The organism is Mycobacterium sp. 852014-50255_SCH5639931 (assembly GCF_001665605.1).
Lineage (GTDB): Bacteria > Actinomycetota > Actinomycetes > Mycobacteriales > Mycobacteriaceae > Mycobacterium > Mycobacterium paraffinicum.
In genome coordinates this window covers 184,076-208,108 of the sequence record NZ_LZSV01000004.1, presented here as the reverse complement: position 1 = coordinate 208,108, position 24,033 = coordinate 184,076, and the positions used below count along the sequence as shown (strand labels likewise).

At 65.8% G+C, this 24,033-nt stretch carries 18 protein-coding genes and 1 pseudogene; 5 read left to right on the top strand and 14 right to left on the bottom strand.

The genetic code is table 11. The features are described from left to right. Positions 1-1,984: ATP-binding cassette domain-containing protein (locus tag A5758_RS04110; RefSeq protein WP_369816375.1), on the top strand; the 1,984-nt coding region annotated here is incomplete at its 5' end. Here the strand turns inward: A5758_RS04110 and A5758_RS04105 are convergent. After that, positions 1,943-3,058, bottom strand: coding sequence for an esterase-like activity of phytase family protein (locus A5758_RS04105; RefSeq protein ID WP_067736754.1), 1,116 nt, complete (start codon positions 3,056-3,058; stop codon positions 1,943-1,945). The two genes, A5758_RS04110 and A5758_RS04105, sit on opposite strands and share 42 nt — an antisense overlap. Positions 3,059-3,206: 148 nt before the next feature. Between A5758_RS04105 and A5758_RS04100 the strand changes: the two genes are divergently transcribed. Further along, complete coding sequence (locus A5758_RS04100; protein ID WP_067736751.1) at positions 3,207-5,159, top strand: acyl-CoA dehydrogenase; 1,953 nt, start codon at positions 3,207-3,209, stop codon at positions 5,157-5,159. A 30-nt stretch (positions 5,160-5,189) separates the two neighbouring features. Here the strand turns inward: A5758_RS04100 and A5758_RS04095 are convergent, their stop codons facing one another. Continuing rightward, positions 5,190-5,657 carry an LppP/LprE family lipoprotein gene (locus A5758_RS04095; RefSeq protein WP_067736829.1) on the bottom strand — a complete coding sequence of 156 codons (468 nt, stop codon included), beginning with the start codon at positions 5,655-5,657 and terminating at the stop codon, positions 5,190-5,192. Positions 5,658-5,966: 309 nt separating this feature from the next. Between A5758_RS04095 and A5758_RS04090 the strand changes: the two genes are divergently transcribed. The 3 genes and pseudogenes from A5758_RS04090 to A5758_RS26175 all read left to right on the top strand — a co-directional run. Beyond that, positions 5,967-10,157 (top strand): bifunctional nitrate reductase/sulfite reductase flavoprotein subunit alpha, encoded by a 4,191-nt coding sequence (locus tag A5758_RS04090; RefSeq protein ID WP_067736825.1) that lies wholly within the window; start codon positions 5,967-5,969, stop codon positions 10,155-10,157. A 109-nt stretch (positions 10,158-10,266) separates the two neighbouring features. Then, positions 10,267-10,581: a hypothetical protein gene (locus A5758_RS26180; protein ID WP_231987217.1), complete on the top strand. Its 315-nt coding sequence runs from the start codon at positions 10,267-10,269 to the stop codon at positions 10,579-10,581. Between the two features lie 17 nt (positions 10,582-10,598). Beyond that, a pseudogene (locus A5758_RS26175) lies at positions 10,599-10,917 on the top strand (DUF2892 domain-containing protein); the annotation flags it as partial. Here A5758_RS26175 and A5758_RS24955 read toward each other — a convergent pair. The 12 genes from A5758_RS24955 to A5758_RS04020 are packed head-to-tail and all read right to left on the bottom strand — an operon-like array spanning position 10,914 to position 23,468. Further along, the gene (locus A5758_RS24955; protein WP_197503732.1) at positions 10,914-12,647 is read right to left on the bottom strand and encodes a molybdopterin-dependent oxidoreductase; all 1,734 of its coding nucleotides are present in this window, start codon (positions 12,645-12,647) and stop codon (positions 10,914-10,916) included. The pseudogene A5758_RS26175 and the gene A5758_RS24955 overlap by 4 nt on opposite strands. A gap of 23 nt (positions 12,648-12,670) precedes the next feature. Continuing rightward, a complete protein-coding gene (locus tag A5758_RS04070; RefSeq protein WP_156622484.1) occupies positions 12,671-13,165 on the bottom strand; it encodes a CAP domain-containing protein in 495 nt (164 codons plus the stop codon). Positions 13,166-13,176: 11 nt separating this feature from the next. Then, positions 13,177-13,797 (bottom strand): hypothetical protein, encoded by a 621-nt coding sequence (locus tag A5758_RS04065; RefSeq protein WP_231987216.1) that lies wholly within the window; start codon positions 13,795-13,797, stop codon positions 13,177-13,179. Beyond that, entirely contained in the window at positions 13,794-14,453 is a 660-nt protein-coding gene (locus A5758_RS04060) for an Mce protein (RefSeq protein WP_156622483.1), read from the bottom strand. The genes A5758_RS04065 and A5758_RS04060 overlap by 4 nt, the downstream gene beginning before the upstream one ends. A 17-nt stretch (positions 14,454-14,470) precedes the next feature. Further along, the gene (locus tag A5758_RS04055) at positions 14,471-15,949 is read right to left on the bottom strand and encodes an MCE family protein (protein ID WP_067736748.1); all 1,479 of its coding nucleotides are present in this window, start codon (positions 15,947-15,949) and stop codon (positions 14,471-14,473) included. Beyond that, positions 15,949-17,070 carry an MCE family protein gene (locus A5758_RS04050; RefSeq protein WP_067736744.1) on the bottom strand — a complete coding sequence of 374 codons (1,122 nt, stop codon included), beginning with the start codon at positions 17,068-17,070 and terminating at the stop codon, positions 15,949-15,951. The genes A5758_RS04055 and A5758_RS04050 overlap by 1 nt, the downstream gene beginning before the upstream one ends. Beyond that, entirely contained in the window at positions 17,067-18,389 is a 1,323-nt protein-coding gene (locus tag A5758_RS04045) for an MCE family protein (RefSeq protein WP_067736739.1), read from the bottom strand. The genes A5758_RS04050 and A5758_RS04045 overlap by 4 nt, the downstream gene beginning before the upstream one ends. After that, positions 18,389-19,501: an MCE family protein gene (locus A5758_RS04040; RefSeq protein ID WP_369816374.1), complete on the bottom strand. Its 1,113-nt coding sequence runs from the start codon at positions 19,499-19,501 to the stop codon at positions 18,389-18,391. Before A5758_RS04040 ends, A5758_RS04045 begins: the two co-directional genes overlap by 1 nt. A gap of 53 nt (positions 19,502-19,554) precedes the next feature. Continuing rightward, a complete protein-coding gene (locus tag A5758_RS04035; RefSeq protein ID WP_067736731.1) occupies positions 19,555-20,571 on the bottom strand; it encodes an MCE family protein in 1,017 nt (338 codons plus the stop codon). An 11-nt stretch (positions 20,572-20,582) separates the two neighbouring features. Beyond that, positions 20,583-21,851 carry an MCE family protein gene (locus tag A5758_RS04030; RefSeq protein WP_067736727.1) on the bottom strand — a complete coding sequence of 423 codons (1,269 nt, stop codon included), beginning with the start codon at positions 21,849-21,851 and terminating at the stop codon, positions 20,583-20,585. 4 nt (positions 21,852-21,855) lie between these two features. Then, positions 21,856-22,704 (bottom strand): ABC transporter permease, encoded by an 849-nt coding sequence (locus tag A5758_RS04025; RefSeq protein ID WP_067736724.1) that lies wholly within the window; start codon positions 22,702-22,704, stop codon positions 21,856-21,858. Then, the gene (locus A5758_RS04020) at positions 22,701-23,468 is read right to left on the bottom strand and encodes an ABC transporter permease (protein ID WP_067736721.1); all 768 of its coding nucleotides are present in this window, start codon (positions 23,466-23,468) and stop codon (positions 22,701-22,703) included. Before A5758_RS04020 ends, A5758_RS04025 begins: the two co-directional genes overlap by 4 nt. Between the last annotated feature and the right edge of the window lie 565 nt (positions 23,469-24,033).

Genomic DNA, 24,033 nt, shown 5'->3' with positions numbered 1-24,033 from the left:
TCCTCCCCCCGCCGCTCCGACCCCCGCCCATCCGATCGATCCGAACCTGCGCGCGCCGACCCTGCGCGAGACCCAGCGCATGCGCGTCGTGCCGCCGCAACCGCCGCCGGTCGAGCCGCCCGCCGAGCCCGCCGCCGCGGCCGAGGCCCCGGAGAAGGGTGGCCCGGGCCTCATCGAGCGGATGATCACCTCGAAGCTGCGCGTCGCGCGCCCCTCCTTCCGCACCGCGGAGGCGAATGCCACCTATCGCTTGCCACTCAAAGCCGACGCGCGCACGGTGGGGGTGGTCGCATACCAGCTGGGTCTCGGCATCGACGGACGCGAGATCGTGTCGGACATCTCGTTCACGGCGCGTCCGGGCACATTCACCGCGGTCGTCGGGCCGTCGGCCGCACGCAACTCCGCGCTGCTCGGCCTGCTCGCAGGCACCAGGCAACTCAGCTCCGGGCGGGTCACCGTCGACGGCCACGACGTGCACGCCGAGCCGGAGTCCATGCGCACCCGCATCGGCATCGTCTCGTCCGAGGACCGCCTGCACCGCCAGCTCACCGTCGCCCAGGCCCTTAGATACGCCGCCGAAATTCGCCTGCCGCACGACATTCCACCCGAGCAACGCGACCGCGTGGTCAGCCAGGTTCTCGAGGAGCTCGAGCTGACACCATACGAGTCCAGCCGGATCGGCAAGCTTTCGCCCGAGGTGCGCCGGTGTGCCGCGCTGGCGGTCGAGCTCATCACCCGGCCGACACTGCTCGTCGTCGACGAGCCGACCGCCGGTCTGGACGCGGAGCAGCAACGCCACGTGATGGCAATGCTGCGGCGCCAGGCCGACATCGGCTGCGTGGTCGTGGCCGCCGTGTCGTCGCAGACGTCGTTGACGAACCTCGACCTTTGTGACCAGGTGCTGGTTCTCACCTCCGCCGGCACGCCGGCCTTTCTGGGCCCGCCACTGCAGATCGAGTCCGCGATGGGCACCGCCGACTGGTCGAGGGTGCTCGAGCGGGTGAGCGCCGACCCAGACGGAACCCACCGCGCCTTCCGCGCCCGGCCGCCGGGATCGACGTTGACGGCGCCGCCGGAGATCACCGCCCCGCCGCCGCCCCCCGCCGAGCCCGCCATGACGCGGCAGATCCGGCTGCTGGCCCGCCGCGATGTCCGGCTGATTTTCGCCGACCGCCTCTATTTCGTGCTCTTGGCGATCTTGCCGTTCGCGCTTGCGGGTCTGACCCTGCTGATACCGGGCGATTCGGGCCTCGCCCGGCCCGGGCCGGGCAGTACTCACCCGCACGAGGCCATCGAGATCCTGGCTGCGCTCAACGTCGCCGCGGTGATCATCGGCACCGCGCTGACCATCCGGGCCGTGGCGCGCGAGCAACGCATCTTCCGGCGCGAGCAGGCTCTCGGGCTGTCGACCGCGGCCTACCTGGCCGCCAAGATCCTGGTGTTCGGCCTGGCCGCGGCCATCCTGACGGCCATCGTGTTCGCCATCGTCGTCGCCGGCAGGGGCGGACCCCCGCGTGGCGCCGCCTTGCTGCACAACGCCACGGTCGAGCTGTATGCGAGCGTGGCGGTGACGGCCATCGTGTCCGCGGTGGTCGGGCTCGCGTTGTCGGCGCTGGGGACGTCGCTGCGTGAGGTGTTGCCGCTGCTGCTGCCGGTGATCCTGGCGTCCGCGCTGTTCAACGGAAGCCTCGTTCAGCTGGTGAGCAAATGGGGCTTCCAACAGGTCTCCTGGTTCGTCCCGGCCCAATGGGGCTTCGCCGCGTCGGCGTCCACCGTTGACCTGCGCAGGGTCGACGGGCTGGCCGCCAACTCGCAGATGTGGACCCACTACAGCGGCTGGTGGGTGTTCGACATGACGATGCTGGTGCTCTTCGGCGTCGCGGCCGCGGGCTTCGCCCTCTATCGGCTGAGGCCGGTCGTCCAGCGGCAGATCCCTAGGGCGTCACATCGCGAACAACAGGAACTGAGTGACCTGACTCGGTGAGAAGTTGTTGTCGCTGACCAGCACCACCGATTGACGACCATCGGGCAGCTTCGGCCCCAGCGTGATGCCCTCGACATTATCGAGGGGCGACAGTCCCGGCGTGGCGGACAAGTCGACCGCCAGGGTCTTGCTCATCGGGGTCACGGCCGCGTCCTTCATCGACGGGGTGGCCAAAACGTCGGTCGCCGCGCCGATCTCGGCCCGGTAAATCCGCACGGTCGGCGGCATGGCGGAGGATCGTTCGATCACCAGAAACGTGGTGTCCGACAGCGCGACCAGGTCGGAGAGGCCGTTGACGTCGGCGGGCGGTGTGGGCGGCTCCATCGGGTAGGCGTACTGCGCGGTGGGCGCCCCGGAGGCGACGTCGAACTTGGTCACCCGGGTGAGCACGCGGTGGCCGTCGTCGCTGACCGGCCCGTCGTTGTAACCGGGGTCCTCCATCGCGGCGAACAGCGATTGGCCATCGGGCGTCAGCGCCAATCCCTCTAGCGCCTTGTTCCGGCGCGGACCCGTGGGCTGCGCGGACATCGCCAGGTTCGCCGGCAGCGTGAACTGGCCGAGGTAGGCGCCGTCGAGCGCAGCCGATCGCACCCACGGGTCGAGCAGCAACGGTCCCGCGGTGCGCCGCTCGCCTTCGGAGGACCAATACAGCCGTTGCCGGCCGGGATCGAAGGCGACGCCCTCGGGATCCGGGGGAATGACGGGTGGCGTGGCGTCCGGCCTGAGCGGCGGGAACGGCTGGCCGGACCGGTCCAGCAGCGGGCGGGTGCCGGTGAAGGTGACGTTGTCGATTCCCCTGTCCGACAAGGACAATTGCACGGTGTAAAAGCGGGCCGGGTTCTTCTCGGAGCGGTCGTCGCTGATGACGTAATAGAGGTGACGGCCCGCGTCATAGCTGAGCGCCGACAACCCGCCGATGACGGTGCCGTCGAAGGTGGCATTGAACGGGATCCGCGACTGACCGAGGTAAGTCAGCATCGGCCGCGGCGTGGGCGCCGGAGTGGGCGGGTGGGCGGGCGAGCATCCCCCCAGCAACAGGGCGAGGCACACGGACGCAACCCTCAGACGGCACATACCCGAGAAGGTATCGCCGAGCGTGCACTCAGCGCGAGAATCGGGCCTCGACCTCGCACTGGAGGCACGCTCGGTGAAACACCAATTGGCTCGCCCCTGTCATCAGGTCGTTATTCCCGCGACGGGAACCGCAGGATACGGTCGGGTTATGGCGCCAGACACCGCAACCATTGCCGAGCAGCTGCGCAACGCCCTCGACGGGCGTTGGCGGGACACGAGAAACCAGCTGCGATCCACCATGAGCGAGGACCTGTTCCGGCCCCACTACACCCCGAACACGGTGATCGCGCGCACCAAGGTGGCCGAGCAGATGAGGATCATGGCCGCGTTCGGTGCCGCGGCCGACAACTTCCGCAAGGAGCACGGCGGCACCGGCGACATCGGCGCGGCGATCACGATGATCGAGATGCTCGCGATGTCGGACCTGTCGTTGATGGTGAAGGCCGGCGTCCAGTGGGGCCTATTCGGCGGCGCCGTGGAGAACCTGGGCACCGAGCGTCATCACGAGACGTACGTGAAGAAGATCATCAGCCTCGAGTTGCGGGGCTGCTTCGCGATGACCGAGACCGGGCACGGCAGCGACGTCCAGTCGCTGGAGACCACCGCGACCTACGACCCCGAGACCGAAGAGTTCGTCATCGACTCCCCCACGCCGACGGCGCGCAAGGACTACATCGGTGGCGCGGCCGAAACGGCCACCATGGCAGCGGTATTCGCCCAACTGATCACGCACGAGGACGGCAAACCGCTTCACCACGGCGTGCACTGCCTGATGGTGCCGATCCGCGACTCCGACGGCAACGACCTGCCCGGCGTGACCACCTCGGACTGTGAATACAAGGGCGGCCTGCCCGGCGTCGACAACGGCCGCATCGTGTTCGACCACGTACGCGTCCCGCGGGTGAACCTGTTGAACAAATACGGCGACGTGGCGCCGGACGGCACCTACAGTTCGCCGATCGAGAATCCGAACCGCCGATTCTTCACCATGCTGGGCACGTTGGTCCGCGGACGGATCACGGTGGGCGGCAGCGCGGGCGCCGCGGGTCGCGTCGCGCTGGACATCGCCACGCGATACGCGTTGCAGCGCAAGCAATTCAGCGCACCCGATGACGAGTCCGAGGTGCTGATCATGGACTACCTGGTGCATCAGCGCCGATTGTTCCCTTTGATCGCAAAGTCATACGCGCTGCAGTTTGCCCAGAACGAGTTGGTCAGTAAATGCCACGACATCCAGACCGCGGACGCCGTCGACGCCGACGAGCAGCGGGAATTGGAGGCGCGCGCCGCCGGGCTGAAGGCGGCCAACACCTGGCACGCGTCCCGGGCGATTCAGGAGGCGCGAGAGGCTTGCGGCGGCGCGGGCTACATGGCCGAGAACCGGTTGGTCGCATTGCGCGGTGACACCGACGTCTTCACCACGTTCGAGGGCGACAACCACGTGCTGACGCAGTTGGTGGCCAAGGAGCTGCTGACGGCTTACGCCGACGACATCCGCAGCATGAGCCCGGTCGAATGGGTGCGTTTCGCCGCCAACACCGTCGGCGAGCGCGTCGTCAAACGCACTGCCGCCGAGACGATTATCCAAACCATCGTGGACTCCCGACAGGACAGCGAGGAAGAGGGCAGCCTCTTCAACCGCGGCACGCAGATCAAAATGTTCGAGGACCGCGAGGAATACCTGCTGGCGTCCGTCGCGCGTCGACTGCAGGCCAAGTCCAAGGAGATGTCGGAATTCGATGCCTTCAACGCGGTGCAGGATCACGTGCTGCACGCCGCTTCCGCGCACATCGACCGGGTGGTGCTCGAAGCGTTCGTCGCCGGCATCGACGCGTGCCCGCACGAGGAAGCCCGCGAACTGCTCGGCATCCTGTGTGATTTGTACGCGCTGTCGGTGATCGAGCACGACAAGGCCTGGTACATCGAGCATCGCTACCTGTCCACCGAGCGGGCCAAGGCCGTCACCCGCGGTATCAACGATCGGTGCCGCGCGCTGCGCCCGCACGCGCAAACGCTCGTCGACGGCTTCGGGATTCCGGAGCAACTGCGCTACGCCGAGATGCTGCACCCGGAAAACTTGGCGGACGAGATCACGAACTGACGGGCCGCTTGATCGCGTTGTAACGCAACGCTATTGATTCGGGATTTTGCCGAGCGCCTTCAGCTTGCCGTCCGGGCCGATCTCGAACTTCACCGTGCCAACGCCGGTGGGACAGCAGGGCTGATCGTTGCCCTTCAACCATTGGTACTGGACCGCGACGGCGTCATCGGAGGGCGGCAGAACGGTGATGTACGGCTTGGGATTTGGGGTTGGTGCACCCAGCGGAGTGTTGTGATCGAAGAACAGCAGCTGCTGCCCGGTGGATTCACTGGCAATCGTCGGGATGATCTGCACCCAGTACAAGCGGCACTTCTTGGCATGTCCGCGAGCGATTTCCACCCACGTCGTACCGGGGACGGTGATCGGGACCGAGGCGATGGCCCGCTGCACCGTGGCGGGCGCCGGCCCGTCGGAATCCTTGCACTTATCGGGTGACACCGGCGGCGAACCGGCTTGCTTCCAGCCGCAACCGGAGGCCAGCAGGATCAGCAGGATCACAATCAGCTGACGCACTCGGTGAGCTTAGCGAAGGCTGTGAATGTCCCATTTGTTTGGTCGGAGACCATGTTCTGACAGGTAAACCGCCCGGCCCCGCCGGTAGCCTTGAGCGGAGTCGGCGGGTCGACGATGACCCACCCTGACCTGGGGACATGCGGCTTTTCCAAGACATCACGCGGGCGCTTTCGCCGGTGAGAGGAAGCCGTAAAGCGGGGGAAACTCCGGATATCCGGTGCCGAAACATCCTCGTCGCACCATTCAACGTAAGCCCGTTGCGCTCAAAGGAGGAAGTGCGTGACCAGGGAGTCCATGGCGTCACAGCACGATGCCGTGAACACCATGTGCGCATACTGCGGCGTCGGCTGCGGGATGGTGTTGCAGGTCACAACCGATCCCGAGAGCGGTCGCCGTCACATCGCGAAGTCGATTGGAAACAAAGAACATCCAGCCAACTTCGGCCGGTTGTGCACCAAGGGGACAACCACTTCCGACTTGCTCGGTGCGCCCGGGCGGATGGAATCCGCACACGTACGCACCGACCGCGGTGAGCCCGTCGAGCCCGTCGATATGGACCGGGCTATCGCCCAGTGCGCGAACCGGTTACGGGCGATCATCGACACGCATGGCCCGGATTCCTTCGCGATGTACGTGTCGGGCCAGATGTCCATCGAGGCGCAGTACCTGGCGAACAAGCTGACCAAGGGCTTCATCGGCACCAACCAGATCGAGTCGAACTCGCGGCTGTGCATGGCCAGCGCCGGTTCCGGCTACAAGCTCTCCCTGGGCGCCGACGGACCACCAGGCTCTTACCAAGACTTCGAACACGCCGACGTCTTCTTCGTCATCGGCGCCAACATGGCCGACTGCCACCCCATCCTGTTCTTGCGGATGATGGACCGCGTCAAGGCCGGCGCAAAACTCATCGTCGTCGATCCGCGCCGCACCGCGACCGCCGACAAGGCCGACCTGTTCCTCCAGATCTCGCCCGGTTCCGACCTCGCACTGCTCAACGGGTTGCTGCAGCAGATCGTTGAAAACGGGCACACCGATCCCGACTTCATCGCCGAGTTCACCGAGGGGTGGGAGGCGATGCCCAGCTTTTTGGAGCAGTACACCCCCGACAAGGTCAGCGAAATCACCGGGATTCCCGAAGAGCACATCCGCGCGGCGGCCCGGATGATCGGCGAGGCTGAGAATTTCGTGAGCTGCTGGACCATGGGCCTCAACCAGAGCACGCACGGCACCTGGAACACCAACGCCCTCTGTAACCTGCACCTGGCCACCGGCGCGATCTGCAAACCCGGCAGCGGACCCTTCTCGCTCACCGGGCAGCCCAACGCGATGGGCGGCCGCGAAATGGGCTACATGGGGCCGGGACTGCCGGGCCAGCGCTCGGCCCTATCCGCGGAAGACCGCGCCTTCACCGAAGACCAGTGGGGTATCCCCCGCGGTACACTCCGCACCGAGGTCGGCACCGGCACGATCGACATGTTCTCCCGGATGGCCAGCGGTGAAATCAAAGCGTGCTGGATCATCTGCACCAATCCCGTTGCCTCCGTTGCCAATCGGAAGACCGTGCTGGCCGGTCTGGAGCGTGCCGAGTTGGTCATCACCCAGGACGCCTTCCTCGAAACGGAGACCAACGAATACGCCGACGTGCTGCTGCCGGCGGCCCTGTGGTCGGAAGCCGAGGGTGTGATGGTCAATTCCGAGCGCAACATGACGCTGTTCCAGCCGGCCGTCACCGCGCCGGGTGACGCGATGCCCGACTGGCAGATCATCGCCCGGATCGCCTGCGAGATGGGCTTTTCGGCCGCTTTCAGCTACGGCTCCGCCGAAGAGGTCTTCGAAGAGATCAAACGGTTCTCGAACCCGAAGACCGGCTACGACCTGCGCGGCGTCAGCTACGAACGGCTGCGTCAGGGCCCGCTGCAATGGCCATGCGCACCCGGGAGGACGTGCGAGCGCAACCCCATTCGTTACCTCAATGACGGCGTCAGCCAGGCCCGGCTGGTCCGCGAGGACGGCAGCTCTCCCCGGCTGGCCTTCCCCACCGCGAATGGTCGTGCGGTCTTCTTCGCCCGCCCACACCTCCCGCCCGAGGAAATGCCGGACAACGACTACCCCTTCCTGTTGAACACCGGTCGCCTACCGCACCAGTGGCACACGATGACCAAGACCGGCAAGGTCGCCAAGCTCAACAAGCTCAATCCCGGACCGTTCGTGGAGATCCACCCGGACGACGCCGCCCGTCTGCAGATCACCGCAGGCGACGCGATCGAAATCGCCTCCCGCCGCGGTCGCGCCGTGCTGCCCGCCGTTATCAGCGACCGGGTGCGCACCGGTAACTGCTTCGCCCCGTTCCACTGGAACGACGTGTTCGGCGAATACCTGGCGATCAACGCGGTCACCAACGACGCGGTGGACCCGATCTCGAACCAACCGGAATTCAAGGCGTGCGCGGTCACGTTGGCGAAAGTCTCTGTCGCCCCGGCAGATCCGAGTACCGAGACACCAGAACCCGTTTCCACAGAGGTGCTGGAAATCAGCGCGTCACAGGTCGACGCCCTCGCCGACTTGCTCGGCGTCGCAACCAAACCCGCACCGGAATTCGACGAGCTCGGCCGCTCCTACCTTGCCGGGATGTTGACCGCGCTTCGGTCGGATGCGGGCCGGCGCACCGCCGGGGTGCCGACCCTGCCGCAAAGCGCTCCCTTCGATCCCGGCACCCGGCTGTGGGTGGATGGCCTGCTCGCGGGCCTGTTCTCCCGTGAAGGCGCCCCGCGGCCGGCGCCGGCCCCGGCGGTCAAGGAACCGACGATCCAGCCGCCCGAAGCCAAGCCCGCCAAACGGGCACCCGTCGTGGTGCTGTGGGCATCGCAAACCGGGAACGCCGAAGAGCTCGCCGCCGATGTCGCTGCCCGGCTGGGCAACGCCGACGTCCCGGTCTCGTTGCGCGCCATGGACGACTTCCCGGTGGGTGAACTGGCGACGACTCGGGAGCTGCTGCTGATCACCAGCACCACCGGTGACGGTGAACCACCGGACAACGGCTCCGGGTTCTGGCGCGCACTGACAACCGACGGCGCAACGAAATTCACCGGCACCCGCTACGCCGTGCTCGCACTCGGCGACTCCAACTACGACGACTTCTGCGGCCATGGCCGCAAACTCGACGAACGTTTGGCCGAGTTGGGGGCGACCCGCATCGTCGACCGGGTCGACTGCGAACCGGACTACGACGACGCAGCGGGCAAGTGGCTGAGCGGTGTCATCCAGGCGCTCTCGCGCACTCCCGCGCCGGTGGGCCGGGATGGCGGTGCGGCGGCCACCGCCTCGACTGCCGCGCCGATTCGGCCGGCCAACGGCTCCGGAACGGTCGGATACACCAAGAAACACCCCCTGATCACCGGCATCGTCCGCAACACCGTGTTGAGTCAGCCGAAGTCGACAAAAGACGTGCGGCATTTGGTTTTCAGCCTGCCGGAAGAAACCGTGAGCTACGAGGCCGGTGACGCGCTGGGGGTGTGGCCCCGCAATAGCGACCGGTTGGTCGACGAGTGGCTGGCGGTCACCGGACTGGACGGGCAGACGCCCGTCGAGGTCGGCGAGCAGGGTCTGATGTCGCTGCGCTCCGCGCTCACCGAGCGCATCGAGATCGCCCACATCAGCCGGGACCTGGTGCGGTTCGTGCAGGAGCGCACCGGCGACTCGACGCTCGCCGAGCTGCTGAAGCCGGAAAACAAGCGCGCACTGTCGGATTGGTCGTGGGGACGCCAGTCCATCGACCTGCTGGCGCAGCACCCGGTCTGGGCGTCGGCCCACGAGTGGCTGCGGGTGCTCAAACGCCTTCAGCCGCGGCTGTACTCGATCTCGTCGAGCCCAAAAGCGTGCCCCGGGGAAGTTCACCTGACCGTCTCGCCGGTGCGCTACAACTTTCAGGGCGTCCCCCGCCGCGGGGTGTGCTCGACCTACCTGGCCGACCGCTCACCCGGTGATCGCGTCGCCGTCTACCTGCAGCAGTCGAGCAACTTCCGGCCACCCGGCGATTCGCACACGCCGATGATCATGATCGGCCCCGGCACCGGGATCGCGCCCTTCCGCGGGTTCCTCCAGGAGCGTCGCGCGCTCGGGCACACCGGACCCAACTGGCTGTTCTTCGGCGAGCAGCACGCCGCCACCGACTACTACTACCGCGACGAACTCGAAAAGATGCGTGCTGACGGCTTCCTCACAGAGTTGGACCTCGCCTTCTCGCGGGACCAGCAGCAGAAGGTCTACGTGCAGCATCTGATGCGCAAGCGTGGGGCCGAGCTGTGGCGCTGGCTGCAGGACGGCGCCCAGCTGTACGTCTGCGGTACCGCGGACCCCATGGCCAAGGACGTCGACCGTGCGCTCTGCGAAATCGCGGCCGAACACGGCAACCTCGATCCCGATGGGGCGAAGGAATATGTCCGGTCGCTGAGCGCCGACAAGCGCTATCACCGCGACGTCTACTAAGCCTCCCGGGTCGCGCGACTCGTAATACGACGGAAACGTCGTGCGCCTGTCGCTGAAACAACCTCGCTGCACCATTCAGTCATTGGTTGCGTCGAGGAGGGACTTAGGCGTGGCTCTGGACTTTGACGGGCCCCTCGAGGACACCGTGCGAGCTGTCTGCCCGTTGCAGTGCCGGCTGAGGCGCGGCGCCGCCGACGATGAGCAGCTCGACGACCGGGTCGATTGGGCCGGGTTGCCGATCAACTTGGACTTGGCGTTCTCGCCGCAGCAGCGCGACAAGGTCTACACCCAGCACCTGATGCTCAAGCGCGGCACGCAACTTCGGCGAAGGTTACAGGACAGGGGTCGGTGGTGCGCCTGCGAAGATTTCGCCGACGACGGAAGCATCAGCCCGGACGGGTCCGACTCCTTCTCCAGCAGGTAGCGCCTCCCGGGCCACCCGCCGGGCTTACCAGCGGGCGGGTGCTCGAACACGGCATCGCCGACTGGGAGGACCACGGTTTCGACGTGGACCGTGGCGACCAGCGGTGGGAGCTTCGAGCGTCAGGTCCGCCTGGTCGCCGGGTCGGTGGCGTTGTCGTCGGTTCTGGGCAGCGTTGCGATCCCACGACTCAAATGGTTGGCCGCCGCAATCGGTGGCGGCCTGACGTACGCGGCGCTGAGCGACACCTGCGCCATGGCCACGGCACTGTCCAAACTGCCGTATAACCGCGGCACGACCTCGGACGTAAAGAAGGTTCTGTCGCAACTCGATGGCTAGGCCGGCGGGCTCGGGAGAACCTCGATGGAAATCGTCTGGATCGCGTTGCCGCCGTAACCGAATCGGTTCCAGTCCGGTTGCTCCGGCTGCGTGTTGCCCGCCTCATCGGTGGCCCGTGCACGTACGGTCTGGTGTCCACCGACGTCGCATCGGGTGAACAGCTCCCACCATTGCCAGCTGTGTCGGCGGCGTTCACCGACCAGTCGGGCGGCCTGCCACGGCCCGCCGCCGATACAGACGTCCACGCGGTCTATCGGCGCCGCGCCCGACCAAGCGACGCCTCGCACGACGATTTCCCCGGCGGTCATCGAGGCGCCGTCAGCGGGCTGGGCGATCAGTGCGCGGACGCGTTGCAGGCGGACCGGCTCACGCACGACACCGTCGCCGCCTTGCCATTCGTAGTGGTACCGCTTTGTCTGGAAGAACGCCTCGAAGGCATGGTCGATGACTTCAATCTCGGTGAGCCACTTGACCGACGCGACCGAATACCAGCCGGGCACGATCAGCCGGACCGGACGACCGTGCTGCAGTGGTAGCGGCTCGCCGTTCATCGCGTACGCGACGATCGCACCCGAGTCGCAAGCTTCTCGCACCGACAGGGAGCGCTCGAACCGCACCGGCGCCCTCGCGCCGTCGACCAAACCTGCGTCGGCGGCACGGAATACGACATCGTGGGCCTGCGTCGCCAGGCCCGCCCGGTCAAGGATCTCGACGAGCGGAACACCCGTCCATTCGGCGGTGCTCGCCGCCCCGAATTGCCACTGTTCGCCGTCGACGGGCGGATCGAACTGTGCGCGACCGTTGCCCGCGCATTCCAGCGTCGCGACCAGCGACTGTTTCGGCAGGTTATGCAAATCGCGCAAGCGCAGCCGCAACGTCCGCTCGACCACGCCGCCGACCGTCAATTCATACTGGTCCGGATCCACCACCGGCGTGCTGAAGTGGTTACGGACGTAGAAGTGGTCGGAGGGCATCACGGCGCCCCCGATCAGCTCGGGAAGCGATGTCTCGCAATTGAGCGGATCCTCCCGGTGCACAACCAGTCCCGGGCCGCCACCATGGGTAACGACCGGCAATCCGGCGGCCGACCACGCGCACATGCCGCCCGCCAGGTTCACCGCGTCGAAGCCCGACCGGCGAAGCGAAACCGTCACCGCTGCCGACCGCCCACCCGAGCGGCACACCACGACAATCCGGCGGTCGCGAGGCAGTTCATGTTCTCGAGTACGCACGCGGTCGGCCGGCAACAACATCGCGGTCGGCGCGTGCTCGGTACACCATTCGCCGGGCTCACGCACGTCAAGCAGCAGTGCGCCGGCGTCGACCAATGCCTTGGCCGCCCGGGGACCGACTTGCGGTGTTTCGACGACGATCTCGTTGCCGACAGACACCGGGAATCCGGCGCCTTGCCAGGCGGCGAATCCCCCAACCAGGTCCGACACATCGTCGAAGCCCGAGGCTCGCAGCAGGCCCGCCGCCGCGATCGAGTGGTCGCCGCTGCCGCAATAGACGACCACCGGGGTCGTCGAATTCAGAAGGGAAAGCGAATCACTCAGCGTCGGTAGCGGAATCCGCTGCGCACCCGGGATGATGCCGAGCGCCGTCTCGTCCGGGCTGCGCACATCCACCACCTGCAGCTGCGGATCCAGGCCGCGCAATTCGGCGAGCTGGCCGATGGTCAACCGATGTGCGGTCTCAACGAGGTCCATACTCGCCGGCTTCGAGCTCATCAGGCACCTTCTTTCCAGCCGTGTCATCGGTTGCGCGGGTCCGGTTGGCCGTACATCGCCACCACGACCGTCCTGTCCATACTGTTTTCCGACCACACCCCCATGGAGCTGTTGGCGCAGTCGCGGATGATCGCCATGTCGTCGGGGTTGTAGTACCACTGGTTGACCAGCTCCAGGCTGCTGATGGCGATGGCCGGATTAATCGCGATCGTCTCGGCGGCCTTGCCCCGGAAGCCGGCGGCGTTGGCCCGGTCCTGCGGCGTTGACCCATCGGATCCGATGTCGTCGTTGATGTTTCGGTTGTTCATCATGTCGTCGGCGTGCCGTTGGGCGGCCAGCGTTAGCGCATTGTCCCTGATGACGTCGTTCGTGCAGCCCGCCTGGTGCTGCAAGGTGTAGACCGCGGAGACGACGGCGCTGTTGAGCCGCTTGTTGTCGGCATGCGCGGCAGGGGCGGCCAGCAGTCCCGGCCCGACAAGCAGCACGACCGCAGGCATCATGCGTGTCCACCCGATCATGGCGACTCCCCTCACACCGGGTCGAAGTGCGAGACCAGCCACCGACCGTTGACGTCGTCCAACGCCACCCGAATGACCGGTTGGGTGTCCGTGGGAGCGCCGTCCCCGACCGTCACGGTCTGGTTGACGAACAACAACACCACGGCGTGGCCAGCGGATGCCGAGACCGGCGCCGCCGCGGCAACTTTGGCGACCGCGGTGATGTGCTTGTCCTTCGCCCCCGGGATGACCACCTGGCGGGTGAGTTCCGTGTACGCGTCCTTGAAATCTCCGGTCAGCCGTTCGCGTGCGGCGGCCAGGTCCTTGTCCACCGAATCCGCCTTATACGACAACAGGGCAACCGCGTCTTCGCTGGCGGCTCGCACCGATTCGGTACGGGCGCGCGCCACATCGTCGGCCGAGGCCGCCACCCACTTGAAATACCCCGCCGCCAACGCCAGCAGCATCGCCAGTCCGGGCAGCACCGCATAGGCGACGACGCGCGACCACGGGATCGGCCGCCGTTCCCGCGTGGTGGTGTCGCGGTCGTCGTCGGAATTCTCGGCGATGTCGGCGGCATCTTCTGGCGTTGCCTCGTCGTCGGTTTCGACGAACTCCTCGTCGTGCGTGGTCGTTTCATCGAGAGTCGTCATGGCACGAACACCACATTCGACACCTTGGCGTCGTTACCGACGGAACGGACCTCGATGCGCATGCGCCATTCCCGGGGCGCCTCCTCGCCGCCCGCGGTCCGCGACTTCACCGCGACCGCCACCAGCACCTGCGCCGAGTCGCCCCGCTGTGATTCCAGGCCCGCATCGGTGACCGCGCCTTCCGATTTCGACTGTGCCGCCTTGACCACTTCGATGAATGGCTTGGACCGTTGCTCGAAGTCGTCACGGAACGCCCCGGTGGCCAGATCGAGGATGCGTTGCACGTCTGCGTCGACCTCCGTGTAGTTGATCGTGGTGAGGTTCACCGCGCCCTGGCGCGCCACCTGCACGAAGAGATCGCGTTGGGCTTGGGCCTCATGCTTTTGGTAGGCCTGATAGCCCAGCCAACCGGATAGTCCCGTCAGCGCCGCCACGACGACGCCGCCGGCCACCAACGCCCGCCCGGGCGAATGTCGCGGGCCGGCCCGGCGCCGCAGGCGGGCAAGCCGGGTCTTCAAACCCGTTGCACCCTCGGTGGTTTCGTCGGTCCCCGTCGCATTTTCGGCATCGTCGATGTCGTGGGCGTCGCTCACCGTGGCCTCGCCGAGGTCTTCAGCGGCATCGGCGGTTTGGGGCTGTCTGGTTTCTTCGGTCATCTTGCTCCTTTGAACTCTTACGCCGGCGGCACGAGGAGTGACTGCCAGTCCTTCGCACGCGGGTGCGCCAGGTCGAACTCGGTGTACCGGCGCCCGTCCGGGCCGAGGTAGTCACCGTTGGCCGGGTCATATGTCGCAACAGCGAACGGCGACGGCGACGGCGCGGCGGGCGCGATGCCTCGCGGCGGTGGCAGCCGCGGATCCTGTCCCGGCGGATACATCGGAACGCCCTGCCCGCTGTAGGTGGCGTTGGGGTCGCCCTTCCAGTTGTAGCCGTCGTTGAGCGGCACGTATTCTTCGTCGCTTTCGCACAACTCGACGGTGGGCGCGCGCTTGTCCGGCTTGCTCTCGCAGGGGATGTTCCGCACCCCGCGGACATTGAACTCCGAATCCTGCGGAACGCGGCAGAACAGATCCGCGGCGGGGCGATCCGGTGCGTCTACGTTGGCCGGCGAACGGCGCTGAGTCGGCGGCAGATACCCGGTCGTGCACGGCGGTGGCAAGTTGATGTTGAGGTTGAAGTCCAGCTGGGCGCCCCGGTACTCCTGCTTGGTGTTCGAGCTGGGCACGACGATTGCGGCCATGGCCGCGATGCCCTGAGGGAACAGCACCAGGAGCTGCTCGATGTCATGGCGGTAGACGACGGCGATGTCGCCCAGGCTGACCAGGTTCGCGAAGAGCACGGGCAGCGCGGGCGTCACCCGGTCGAGCAGCGCGCGACTTTCCCCCGCCCCGGAAGTGCCCTGCGTCAACAAGTCCCGCAGCGCGGCGTCCTGTGCCTTGAACTGGGCGGTGATGGCGTTGGTTCGATTCGCCCACCTGGCAATCGAGTCCGACGTTTCCACCTGGGAGTCCAGCACGGGAGGCGTCTGGTCGATCAACGCGGCGAGCGGGCCGGCCGTGCGACCTCCCGCGATGGCCAAGGCCGCGGAGCCGTCGACGATCCGAGACAGTTCCGGCCCGAGACCGCCGACCGCCCGGTCCGTCTCGTCGACCACAGTCCGAAAGTTGTCGCGCGGAATCGCCTGCAGCGCACGGTTGGTCACGTCGAGCAGGTGTCCAATGTCGACGGGCAAATCGACTCGGCCTGCGGGGATGAAATCCCCGGCTCGTAGCATCCGGTCATGGTCGCCGTCCTTGCCCGGCTGGGGGGTGAGCTCGATGTACTGCTCGCCGATCGCCGAGCGGCTGTGTACTGATGCCTGGACGTCGGCGGGCACCTTGACGCCGGATCTGATGGCGAGCACCGCGCGGACCCCGGTGGCGGTCACATCAACCGACTTGACCTGACCGACATCGGTTCCGCGGTAGGTGACGACGGAGGTCTGGTAGAGCCCGCCCGACTGGGGCAGGTCGACGGTGACGACGTACTCCCCGATCCCGAACAGCGTTTCGGGCAGCCTCATGTAGTTGAATGCCATTGCGCCACAGGACACGAAGGTGACCAGCGCCAGGATCGACAGCTGTATCCACGTTCGGCGGTTCAGGCGCAGCATCAGTAGCCCCCGAAGTGATATGGGTAGGTCAGCGGGTTGCCCGCGGTGGCCGGGCTGGGCTGCATGCCGATGGTGCGTCCCCACTGCAATTCGAGCTGGGTGAGGTTGCCTTCCCATCGTGAGCCGGTGAAGAACCCGGTGTCGAGGCGGCTCAACGTCAGGTCGACGATCAGGGTGAGGTTGGCGTAGTCACCGCGGAACCAGTTCCGCGCGGTGGACGCCGGCCACGGGTAGGCCACCAGGCCGTCCAGCCCCTTGGTCAGCGACGGCCCCGCGTCGGCGAGCGATCGCAGCACCGGCGCGATATTGCGCAGGTTGTTGACCAGAGATTCCTTGCTCTGGCGGACGGTGTCGGCCGCGATGGCGCTGAACTTGCCGAGCTGGTCGATCGCGTCGGCGATCTTGGTGCGCTCGTCGGCCAGCACCTTCAGCGCTTTGGGCACGGTCGTCAACGCCTTGTCGACTACCGGGTCCTTATCGGCAAACTGGCCGACCAGCGAGTTGAGATTTTCGGCCGCGGCGATGATGTCGTCGGTCTGGTCGTTTGTCCGGGCGATAAACTCGTCCAGCTGGTGCAGCAGGCTGCGCATGTCGTTTTCGCGCCCGGCGAATGCCTTGGCGATCGCCTGCGTGATCTCTTGCAGCTGCCCGATTCCGCCGCCGTTGAGCAGGATTGACACCGATGCCAGGGTCTGCTCGGTGGTCGGATACATACTGGCGTGCGACAACGGGATGAGCGAACCGTTTTTCAATTGCCCGACAGGCGGCTCATCCTTAGGCGCTGCGAGTTCGATGTGCATCGAGCCGAGCAGGCTGGTCTGGCCCAACTTGGCGGTCGCATTGGCCGGCAGGTGCACACCCCCGTTGATGCGCATGGTGACCAGCGCGTGCCAGTCCTGCAGCTGGATCTTGGTGACGTTGCCGACGTTCACGTCGTCGACCCGAACCCGGGTGTTCTCCTGGATCGTGACGACGTCGGGCATCTGGGCCTGAATGGTGTAGGAGCCTGGCCCGTTCCCGGAGGTACCGGGCAACGTGAAGGAGTTCAGGCCTTTCCATCCACAAGCGGAAAGCGCCGCGGCGCAGGCAAGGCCGAGCGCTGCCGCCATTGCGCGCCTCATGAGGCACCCGCCGGAAGCATAAGGTCCCGCAACACCTGCGTCGAGTTGACCGTGCCATTCGGTGCCGGCGGTGGCGGCGGCGCCTCACCGGGCGGCGGTTCGGCGGATGCCGGGGGTTGGGGTGCGTCGGGCGGTGGTGCCGGTGGCGTATATCCGGGCCGCAGCCAATCCTCGCTGTAGGTGATCTCACCGGGGCGGGCCTGGGTGCCGACGAATGGGTTGAGCCCCGCCGGAATGTAGTTGTAAAACCGGTTTTTGATGATCGGATTGATGTACTGCAAGCACAGTTTCGACACCCGGTCCAGGCGGGCCCGCGCCGCCGACTCGATCGAACTGCAAATCCACTGCGGAATGTCGGCGAAGTTGTTCAGCGCGATGATGCCGGTCATCGCGCTTTGCGCCGGCTGGTAAATGTTCAAGAAGTTCTGGAACACCGTCGGGGCGACGTGCAGGATCTGCTTGATGTCCATGCGGCTGTCGCTCAACGCGGTGGTGACGGAAGCCAGCCGATCGAACGTAACCCCCATCGCCTCCCGGTTTTCGGCCAGAAAGTCGCGCAGATCGGTCAGCGCACCGTCGAGGCCCTTGACCGCATTGGCGACTTCGTTGGGAGTGTTCGTGAGCAGCGTCGTGACGGCAGCCAGGTTTTGGTTGAACGAGGCGAGCAGGTCACTGCTGGACGACAGCGCCGACACCAGCAGCTGCAGGTTGCGCACCGTGCTGAAGATGTCGTCGGCGTGATCGCCGAGCGCTGAGATCGCCGCGGACAGCTTGATCACGGTGTCACGGGCGGTGTCACCCTGACCGCGCACGTTGTCGGCGGTCGAGTTGATGAACTCACCGACCGAGTTCACCCCGTCCGGGGAGGTGGGCTGTAACGCTTCAGTCAGTTTTTCCAGTTGCTTGCGAAAGTCATCCCATTCGACGGGGACCGCGGTGCGACCGAGCGGGATCGACGCGCCGGGGCTCAGTTTGGGACCGCCCGAGTATGCGGGAACGAGCTGAACGGCCCTCGGCGTCACCAGCGACGGGGACAAGATCGCGGCGCGGGCGTCGGCGGGGATGGCGTACTGCTTGTCGACGGAAAACGTGACCCTGGAGCTGGCGGGTTGCGGCTCGATCTTGTCGATCACCCCGACCGAGACGCCGAGGATTCGCACATCGTCGCCGACGAACAGGCCGTTGGCTTCGGTGAAATACGCGGTGTAGGTGTTCCTTTCGACCTCTTTCCACAGCTTCGAGCCGACCAGGAACGAAGCCACGGCAAGTGTGCCCACCAGGCTGATGGCGGTCAGTCGTTGCAGTGTGCGCCTGCTCATCACTGTCCCCCTGTGTCGGCGTTCGCGGGCTCAGGCGGAGGGCCCGGCGCCGGACCCGGCGAGGGGGGCTGGGACCAGATCGGTTGCGGCGCTCGCTCCGGGGGCACGGGCGGCGTTCCGGTGGGCGGGTCCACCGACTCCGAAGGCAGCTTCTGCTCGGGATCCAAGAACCGGTTGTACATGCGCGCGTCGATCGTCGGCCCACTGAGCTGGCCCGGGATCAGGTTGGCCACGTAGGCCTTGAAAAACGGCCCGGAGCCCAGGCATTCGCCGAATGACATCGCGTAGCGTTTGAACTTGGGCAGGCTCGCCTGGATGTCCTGCTTGCGGTTGTCGAGGACCTCGAGCACGCCGTTGAGCTTGTCGAGGGCGGGCTTGAGCTGAGTCCTGTTGTCATCGACCAGCCCCGAAACCTGATGCGACACCGCGGTGAGGTTGTTCATCAGCGCATCGATGGAATCGCGTTCGTCCAGCAGTGCCGCCAGCAACGCGTTCGAGTCCGCCACCAGGGCGGCGATCTGCTGACTGCGCCGCCCCAGCACCGTCGAGACTTTGTTCGCGCTGCCCAGCAGGCTGCGCAGCTGCGTGTCTCGGTTGTTCAATGTCTCGGAGAACCGGGCCACGCCTTCCAAAGCGGGCCTGACCTCCGACGGTGTCTGCCTGAAGGTGTCGGCCAAAGTCGTTAAAGCAGACGACAACTGCGCAGTGTCCAGCCCGCTGATCTGGGTTGTCAGGTCCCCGAGCGCATCGGGAAGGTCGTACGGCGAGTGGGTCCGTTGCAGCGGAATGGTGCCCGAGAGCTTCCCCTCTCCACGGGACGTGAGCTCGAGCATCTTGGCGCCCAGGATGGTTTCGGTCTTGATCGCGGCTTCGGTGCGGTCCCCCAGCGTGATGAACTTGCGGACGGTGAAGCTGACTCGAACCTTGGTGCCCTCCAATTTGATATCGGTGACCCTCCCGACACCCATGCCGGAAACTCGCACCGTGTTACCCAGTCGGATGCCGCCGGCCTCCGAGAAGTACGCCGCGTAGTCATTGGTGTTCTTGACGAAGGGCAGCTTGTCGTAGTTGAAGGCGGCGATGGTCACACAGGCCAATATGAAGACCCCCATCGCGCCGATCTTCCAAGGGCTTCGCCGGCCGCCGGCTTTGGTTTTGGACTGGTTCATTGCGGCGTGCACCGCCCACTTGGCTGGCCGACCAGTTTGACGAAGATCGGGTTCCCCCCTTTGCCGTTGACCTTCAGCAGCACTTCGCAGAAGTAGAAACCGAAGTAGTCGCCGTTGAGGCCTTGGCGGGCCAGAACCTGATAGATATCGGGAAGCTGCTTGAGCAGGTTGTCGAAATAGTCACGGTCGGAAAGCACCTGCGCGGACATACGATCCGTCTCATGCACGACGTTCTTGATCGGCTGGCGCGTCTGGACAAGGAGGTCGGTGACCGACCCGGCCGCCGCATTGATGTAGGCGAGCCCGGTGGAGATGTCGTCCTTGCGCTGCGCCAACCCGTTGACGAATTGGGACAGCTTGTCCAAACCGTCGGAGAACCCCCGGTCGCGCGTGGCGAAGGTGTGCAGCACGGTGTTCAGGTTCGTGATCAGCTGGCTGATCAGCTCGCTGCGCCCGGCCAACGTCGAGGTCAGCATCGAGGTCTGGGCCAGCACCGAGGCGAGGGTGCCGCCCTGCCCCTGAAAGATTCGGAGCAGCTGACCGGACAGGGCGTTGACCTGATCGGGGTCCAGCGCCCGGAACAACGGCCGGAACCCACCGATCAGCGCGTCGATGTCCAACGCGGGCGACGTCCGGGCCAACGGAATCGTCGCGCCCGCCGGCAGCCGGCGTGGGGAGCCCGGCCCCTCCTCGAGCGCGAGGTAGCGGTCGCCGATCAGATTCTCGTAGCGCACAACCGCTTTGGTGCCCTCGGTGAGGCGCACACCTTTGTCCACGGAGAAGCCGATGGCAACGGTGCCGTCGCGCTGCAGATGCAGGTCCCCGACCTTGCCGACCTCCACCCCCGCGATGCGGACGAAGTTGCCGGACTTCAGGCCGGAGATGTTCGTGAACACCGCCTGGTAGCCGGTACGGTCCTCGAACCGAAACTGGCCGAACACGGCGATCAGCGTGAACGTGAACACCGCACACACCGCCGTGAAAGCCGCGATACGCACGATGATGGCGGACATCTTTCGTCTTTTCACGGCGGCGGTTGTCCCCCACGGTAGAAGTAGCGTGGCGCTTCCGGCGGGTTCTTCGTGGTCGGGAACCAGTTCGCCCACCACGGATTGCCGACGGCCATGTTGGTACGTATCTCGTTCGGGGCGGCACCCCATCCGGTGTCGGTGACGAGTGCCCGCACCGGGAAGTTGGCACTCGGGTCGGGCAGCGACCCACAGCTGGCCCTGCCCCCCGGGCCGCCGGTGGCGTTCGTCTTCGGAAGGTGTTTCGGGTAGCGGTAGGGGTCGTCACCGAACAGCAGCCCGGCGTCCAAGATCACAGAATAACCGTTGCCGCCCAATGCATCCCGGCCTCCGTGGTCCACGTACCACTGTGCCCCCTGGAACAAGCAGGTGAACGTCGGCGAATATTTGTTCAGCAGCGCCGTGGTCGGATCGAGCAGGTTGATGGATCGCACGATGTTGGATTCGTTCCTGCCGATGACGTTGATGCCGGCCTGGCTCAGGCCGACCGTCGACAGCAACAGCGTGTCGAGCGAGCGTTGGTTTTCGGTGAGGGTGGCGCTGGTCGTCGTCGCCGAGTCCAGGATCGACAGGATGTTCTGCGCGGCATCGGAATAGATCGCCGTGGTCTTGCCGAACAGCCTCCAGTCCCTGTCGATGGTGTCCATGCGGGGGTTGACGGTCAGCAGCACGTTGTTCGCACCGGTGATGGCCTCGCCGATCCGTTCCCCCTTGCCGCGCAACGCTTCCGAGAAGGCTGACAAGATCGCGTTGAGCTTCGCCGGGTCGATCGCATGGACCACCGATTGAAGGTTCTCGAAAACGGTGTTGACCTCGACCGTGACATTCCGCGAATGCAGCACCGCCCCGGGCTTGAGCGGGGTCTCGCTGGGGTGTTCGGGCACGATCAGGTCGACGTACTTCGACCCGAACGCCGTCGTCGACTTGATCTCGGCCTCGAGGTTGCTCGGCAAGAACTTGAACGGGCCGGGCTGCATCTTGAGTTGCAGCTGAGCCGCTTTCACGTCGGTGCCGACCGAACCGACCTGGCCGACCTGCACGCCGCGCAGCTTGACCTTGGCGCCCTGCTCCATCACGAGGCCGGCCCGATCCGACACCAGCGTCAGCGGGACCGTTTCCTGGAACTTGCCCGAGAACGCCCCGGCGGTCAAGGCGACTATTCCCGCGACCAGGATGAACAGAGTCGGAGCCCACCAGACGGGGTCGATTCTGCTGTGGCGGACCCGATTCCTTTGCCGCGGTCCGCTCCCGGTGTGATTGCTCATGCAGTCATCCCGACAGGTTGAAGTTGCCGGACTGCCCGTAGACGGACAACGAAATCGCCAGGCAGACAAACGCTGTGACGATCATCGATGACCGCACTGAACGACCGACAGCCTCGCCCACCCCGGCGGGACCACCAGTCGCGGTGAAACCGTAGTAGGTGTGCACGACCATCACACCCGTCGCCATGGTCAGGGCCGCCAGGAACGACCAGAACAAGTCGGTGGGGCGCAGAAACGTGGAGAAGTAGTGCTCGTATACGCCGCGGGACTGGCCGTAGCTGTAAATCGTCAGGAACTTGGCGGCGATGAACGACATCAGCACGGCGACGGCGTAGAGCGGGATGACCACCAGAATGCCGGCGATGATCCGTGTCGACGACAGATACGTGATGGCGCGGATACCCATCACTTCCAGAGCGTCGATCTCCTCGTTGATCCGCATCGCCCCCAGTTGCGCCGTCGCGCCCGCACCGATCGTGGCTGCCAGTGCCAAGCCTGCCGTGCACGGCGCGATCATCCGAACATTCAAGAAAGCCGACAGAAAACCGGTCAACGCCTCGACTCCGACGTTGGACAGCGTGTCGTAGCCCTGCACCGCGACCAGCGCGCCGGTGGTCAGGGTAAGGAAGCCGATGATGCCCACGGTCCCCCCGATCACCGCCAAAGCCCCTGTGCCCATACCCATCTCGGCGATGAGCCGCAGAAGTTCGTTGGGGTAGCGGCGCACCGCGTCGACGGTCGACGCCAAAGACTTCCCATAGAACTCGGTCTGCTCGCCCAGCTTGCGGGTGTAATCGGTCACCCGCGGACCGAAGGTGACGAACCACGACGGTTCCCTTGCCGCGCCGGTCATTTCGCGGTCACCTTCACGCCGAGCGCGGTGAGCACGATGTTGATGAAGAACAGCGCCATGAAGGAGAACACCACGGTCTCGTTGACGGCGTTGCCGACACCGGTCGGTCCGCCGCCCACCGACAGGCCCTTGTAGCAGGCGATCAGACCCGCCGACAGCCCGAACAGCGTTGCCTTGATCAGCGATGTCACCACTTGGGGAAGCCCGGTGACCAAAGTCATTCCTGCGACGAACGCGCCGGGGGTGACGTGCTGAACGAAGACCACGAAAACGTAGCTACCCGTCAACCCGGTGACAGCGACCACCGAATACAACAACACCGCGACGAATGTGGCGGCGATGATGCGGGGAACCACCAGGGCCTGAATCGGATCGACGCCGATCACCTTCATCGCGTCGATTTCCTCACGAATGGTGCGGGCGCCGAGGTCGGCGCACATCGCAGTCGACCCCGCGCCGGAGACGACCATCGCCGTCACGACCGGCCCGACCTGCGTCACCGACGCCAGTCCCGCGCCGGCGCCGGACAGATCACCGGCGCCGATCTCGACCAGCAAGATGTTCAGGACGAACACGATGAGGACCGTGTACGGAATGGACAGCATGATCGTCGGGAAGATGGACACCCGGGCCACGAACCAGATCTGCTCGAGCAACTCCCGCCACGCCCACGGGCCCCGCACCGCGGCGATGAGCGCTTGGGCGCTGAGCACGAAGAAATCGCCCAGCGCGTTCATGGGCTTCGCGATGGTCGCGCCGTTCATAGGGCTCGCTCAGCCCGGCTGCCGTCCATATGACTCAACCCTGTTTTCCATTCTCTTAACGCAATTAATCTGCTCGTAATTAGCTGGCTCAAGCAGCTTTTTTTACACGCCGAACCGCAATGTCACGTTGTGCGCATAGACCACGCGAGGAATTTACGGTCAAGACTATGACCGCGTCAGGGTTGCAATCACTGAGAAGAAATCGAGACAGGGGCCGACCGGACTCGGGTCAGGCGTATGCCATTCCGCGCACCCGGCCGCGATGGCACGCATAATCCCTGGATGTGGCCGCTGCCAACTGGTCGTGCGGCGACCGCGTTCAGACCATGGGGACGTCTACCCGGCGGGGCGCGGGGACCACTGGGGCGGCATGCGGCCAACGTCACATTCTTCCCGGAGCACATCGGCGATGGGGACGCGGAATCGCAACTCGTCGTCCGACGAGTTTCCATCTTCCGACAACCTCGTTGAGCACTCACGGCCACCGTCCCGTGCGGCTATCGCCGCCAACCGACACGGTTCGGATAATTGTTTTTCACAGCAAGGGTTACGTTCAGGGTGAGCA

Coding starts and splice junctions, on each gene's coding strand:
- A5758_RS24955 (WP_197503732.1), bottom strand. CDS start 12,647: ATGAGCTCGAAGCCGGCGAGTATGGACCTCGTTGAGACCGCACATCGG.
- A5758_RS04040 (WP_369816374.1), bottom strand. CDS start 19,501: ATGGGGGTCTTCATATTGGCCTGTGTGACCATCGCCGCCTTCAACTAC.
- A5758_RS04055 (WP_067736748.1), bottom strand. CDS start 15,949: ATGCTGCGCCTGAACCGCCGAACGTGGATACAGCTGTCGATCCTGGCG.
- A5758_RS04050 (WP_067736744.1), bottom strand. CDS start 17,070: ATGAGGCGCGCAATGGCGGCAGCGCTCGGCCTTGCCTGCGCCGCGGCG.
- A5758_RS04060 (WP_156622483.1), bottom strand. CDS start 14,453: ATGACCGAAGAAACCAGACAGCCCCAAACCGCCGATGCCGCTGAAGAC.
- A5758_RS04025 (WP_067736724.1), bottom strand. CDS start 22,704: ATGACCGGCGCGGCAAGGGAACCGTCGTGGTTCGTCACCTTCGGTCCG.
- A5758_RS04035 (WP_067736731.1), bottom strand. CDS start 20,571: ATGTCCGCCATCATCGTGCGTATCGCGGCTTTCACGGCGGTGTGTGCG.
- A5758_RS04045 (WP_067736739.1), bottom strand. CDS start 18,389: ATGAGCAGGCGCACACTGCAACGACTGACCGCCATCAGCCTGGTGGGC.
- A5758_RS04100 (WP_067736751.1), top strand. CDS start 3,207: ATGGCGCCAGACACCGCAACCATTGCCGAGCAGCTGCGCAACGCCCTC.
- A5758_RS04030 (WP_067736727.1), bottom strand. CDS start 21,851: ATGAGCAATCACACCGGGAGCGGACCGCGGCAAAGGAATCGGGTCCGC.
- A5758_RS04105 (WP_067736754.1), bottom strand. CDS start 3,058: ATGTGCCGTCTGAGGGTTGCGTCCGTGTGCCTCGCCCTGTTGCTGGGG.
- A5758_RS04020 (WP_067736721.1), bottom strand. CDS start 23,468: ATGAACGGCGCGACCATCGCGAAGCCCATGAACGCGCTGGGCGATTTC.
- A5758_RS04090 (WP_067736825.1), top strand. CDS start 5,967: ATGGCGTCACAGCACGATGCCGTGAACACCATGTGCGCATACTGCGGC.
- A5758_RS04070 (WP_156622484.1), bottom strand. CDS start 13,165: ATGATCGGGTGGACACGCATGATGCCTGCGGTCGTGCTGCTTGTCGGG.
- A5758_RS04065 (WP_231987216.1), bottom strand. CDS start 13,797: ATGACGACTCTCGATGAAACGACCACGCACGACGAGGAGTTCGTCGAA.